Origin of the sequence: Acidovorax sp. HMWF018 (genome assembly GCF_003061035.1) — a bacterium.
GTDB classification, from domain to species: Bacteria; Pseudomonadota; Gammaproteobacteria; order Burkholderiales; family Burkholderiaceae_C; genus Acidovorax; species Acidovorax delafieldii.
The window spans coordinates 1-3,570 of sequence record NZ_QAIM01000088.1 but is presented as its reverse complement, the minus strand read 5'-3'; the positions used below and the strand labels follow the sequence as shown (position 1 = coordinate 3,570).

3 protein-coding genes are annotated in these 3,570 nt (G+C 68.0%); all 3 read right to left on the bottom strand.

Annotated features, from left to right (window positions below; genetic code table 11):
* Positions 1–504 (bottom strand): nitrate/nitrite transporter (locus DBR23_RS03065; RefSeq protein ID WP_146191214.1); only part of this gene is annotated, 504 nt, incomplete at its 3' end.
* 205 nt (positions 505–709) lie between these two features.
* The gene (locus tag DBR23_RS03060) at positions 710–1,459 is read right to left on the bottom strand and encodes a response regulator (RefSeq protein WP_108497280.1); all 750 of its coding nucleotides are present in this window, start codon (positions 1,457–1,459) and stop codon (positions 710–712) included.
* The gene (locus DBR23_RS03055) at positions 1,456–3,402 is read right to left on the bottom strand and encodes a type IV pili methyl-accepting chemotaxis transducer N-terminal domain-containing protein (protein ID WP_233250248.1); all 1,947 of its coding nucleotides are present in this window, start codon (positions 3,400–3,402) and stop codon (positions 1,456–1,458) included. The genes DBR23_RS03060 and DBR23_RS03055 overlap by 4 nt, the downstream gene beginning before the upstream one ends.
* Positions 3,403–3,570: the final 168 nt, after the last annotated feature.

Genomic DNA, 3,570 nt, shown 5'->3' with positions numbered 1-3,570 from the left:
GGCCACCAGCAGCACCGGCGCCACGAACTTGTTAACGGCTGCACCCGAGTTGCCCGCGCCATACACACCCATGGCCGTGCCCTGGCGATGCTTGGGGAACCAGCGCGCCACATAGGGCGTGCCCACTGAGAACGAGCCCCCCGCCAAGCCCACGAACAGGCCGATCGTCAGGAAGTGCCAGTACTCCGTGGCATAGCTCATGAGCCAGATGGCAGGCACGGTGGTGGCCATGACGGCCGCCATCACGATGCGGCCACCGAACTTGTCGGTCCAGATACCCAGGGGCACCCGCACCAGCGAGCCCGTGAGCACGGGCATGGACATCAGCAGCCCGAACTGCGTGGAGTTCAGGTTCAGCATCTTCTTGATGGGGATGCCGATGACGCCAAACATCATCCACACCATGAAGCAGACCGTGAAGGCGAAGGTGCTGACGATGAGCACCGACCAAGCCTGGCGGGTGCGCTGCGGGCTGTCGCCCGGGGGCAGGGTTGCGTTGGCCATTGCGCGATTCCTCTCTTTTTGCATGAGAGGAATGGTCGCGTGTGCAGGGGCTTTTGCACATCCTTCACTAGAGGGTGTGCGGCGCGGCAGAGGGACTAGTTACCCGGGGCGGGGCGTCGTCCGAAAGAACTATGGCGCAAGCGTTGTGGGTAGTAGCACCCGCACCACACCAGCCCGACGCGCACGGAGCGTGCGTGGGCCAGCGCTATTCCGCGCGCTGCCGGTCCGAGGCGTACACCGCCGCCTGCACGCGCGAACTCAGGCCCAGCTTGCGCAGGATGTGCTGCACGTGGATCTTCACCGTGGTCTCAGCGATGTCGAGCGTGCGCGCGATCTCCTTGTTGCTGGCACCGCGCGCGATCTCGCGCAGCACGTCTTCCTCTCGCGGTGACAGGGGTGTGAAGCCGCTGGGGGCGCCTGCAGCGACCGCAGCGGCATCGGCGGGTACGGACGCTGCGGGCGCTATCTCGGGCACACCCTGCGACTGGAACGCCGCCACCAGCTTGCCCATGAGTTCGGGGCTGACCACGGGCTCGCCCCGGGCGGCACGGCGAATGGCCTGGGCCAACAGGTCGCCGTCGATGGTCTTGAGCAGGTAGCCCTGCGCGCCGTTGCGCAGCGCGGTGGCCAGGTCCTGCGCGTCCTCGCTCACGGTGAGCATGAGCACGCGCGAGGCGGGCGACACCTCGCGCAGGCCCTGGATGGCGTCCACGCCCATCACCCCGGGCAGGTGGTTGTCGAGCAGGATCACCTGCGGCTGCAGCTGGGGCGCAAGCCGCAGGGCCTGCGCGGCATCCCCCGCCTCGCCCACCACGGACAGGCCCTCATACTGGCTCAGCAGCGCGATCAGCCCGCGACGGAACAGCGTGTGGTCGTCCACCACCAGCAGCGTGACCGGCGGTGCCGTCAGCGCTGTCGCGGGGGTTGTGGCAACGGGCGATACGGAGGTCGTCATGGCATGGTGGCTTGTTGGGGGGCTACGGCGTATATCGAACCCGCTGAATGGGTGGATGCGGCGGGCTGGTGAGGCGGCGTGGGTGCGATCGAGGGAAGCTCGATGCACACGCGGGTGCCCTGCCCCGGAGCAGACTCCACCTGGACCACCGCGCCAATGCGCTGGGCCCGTTCGCGCATGATGCCCAGGCCTACATGCAGCGAGTCCGGTGGCACGGAGGCCACCTCAAAGCCAGTGCCGTTGTCCTGCACCTCAAAGCGCCAGCGTGGATGGCGGTGCACCAGCACATCCACCCGCGTGGCGCCCGAATGTTTGCGCACGTTCGACAAGGCCTCCTGCACCATGTGCAGCACCTGGATCTGCACGTCCTGCGCCAGCGGCAAGCCGTGGCCCACCATGCCCAGCGTGGTGGCCATGCCGGTCTGGTGCTCAAACTTGGACAAGGTGGCGCGCAGCGCTGACTCGATGTCTTCCTCGCTGGTGCGGGTGCGGAAGTGCACCAGCAGCTCGCGCACATCGGAATAACACTCGCGCACACCCACATCCAGCTCGCCGATGCTGCGGTCGCGCTTGGCCTCATCGCCGCGCGCCACGGCATCGCGCAGCAGCTGGGTCTGGATCTTGAGGAAGGCCAGCGACTGGGCAATGGAGTCGTGCAGCTCCCGCGCCAGCAGGCTGCGCTCCTCGGCCACCGCCGCCTCGCGCTCCAGCGCGGTGGCACGCAGACCCTCCATGGCACTGGCCAGGTGGCGCGTCATGGCTTCGAGCAGGTCGCGCAGTTCATCGGTCAGCTCCACCGGCGAGCGGAAGAACAGATCCACCTCGCCCAGCAGGCGCTGCAGCATCTGCACCGGGATGGTGACCATGGTCTGGAACCCCGCCTCGCGGCAATGGGGCAAGGCAACGGTGGTGGACGGTGTGATGGGAATGACCCGCGTGCGCGCCTGGGCCTGCGGCTGGCCGCACAGGCAGGTGCCCGTGTGCAGGCAGTGTTCGCCTTCGGCCATGGTGCGCGGCAGGCCGTCGCCCGCCAGCAGCACATAGCGTTCGTTGGCCTCATTGGACCAGCGCACGGCAGCTGCGTCGGCCCCCGCCACGCGGCGGATCTGCTGCACAAAACCCTGGGCCAGCAGCTCCAGGCTGCCCGCCGTGCTGGCCAGCGCGCTCACCTCATACAACGCGGCCAGGCGCTGGTTCTGCACAGCGATGCTGGCGGTCTTTTCGCGCACCTTGTGCTCCAGCTCGTCGTGCGATGCCTGCAGTGCATGCGCCATGAGGTTGAAGCCCGCCGACAGCTGACCGAACTCGTCATCCGTATCCACCGGCAGCCGCGTGCCCAGCTCGCCCTGGCGCAGCCGGGCCTGGGCCTGCTGCAGACGTGCCACGGGATTGATGACCAGCAGATAGCTCACGGCCATGAAGGTGACGGCAGCCACGATGGCCAGCGCCATCATGAACAGCTGGAACAGGTGCAGCGCGGCGGTCCAGCCCGCGATCTGGATCTCGATGGCATCCACAAAACCATCGACCTGCTGCACAAAGGCATCGGCCTCCGCCAGGTTCCGGGCGCGGTCCGGGGGCGATGCGCTGACCCACCCGGTGCGGGCCTCGGCCCACCGGGCGCGGATGCCATCGAACCGCGTACGTGTCTCATCGCTCCACGGCACAAACAGCGGGCGCGACGGATCGCCCGTGCGCAGCAACTCCAGGCTGGCGTCGAACTGGCGGGCGCGTTCTTGCACGGCCTCGGGTGGCTCGGTCTGCAGCACCAGCACCATGCGCAACATGTTCATGCGCAGGCGGCCCGCCTCGTTGACCGCCGCTGCGCCGCCCTCAAGCTTCCAGGTCACCCACAGGGTCAGGCCGATGGACGCGAGCGCCACCAACAAGAAGCCCGCGCCCATGGCAAGGAGTTTGGTGGAGAGCGTGGGACGGGAGCGCATGGCGCAGTGTAGGGAAGGGGCATCACCACAACCTTGACCTGGGTCAAGAGCGGCCCGCGTAGCATGGAGCCATGCAACGACTGCCCCTCCCTCTCCTGCGCACCTGGCTGGTGCTGGGAAGCGCCACCGTGGCGCTGGCTGGCTGCGCCTACGCCCCCGCCACCGGCA

Bases quoted from the DNA above. Each gene is read 5' to 3' on its own strand.
- DBR23_RS03055 (WP_233250248.1), bottom strand. From the start codon at position 3,402: ATGCGCTCCCGTCCCACGCTCTCCACCAAACTCCTTGCCATGGGCGCG.
- DBR23_RS03060 (WP_108497280.1), bottom strand. From the start codon at position 1,459: ATGACGACCTCCGTATCGCCCGTTGCCACAACCCCCGCGACAGCGCTG.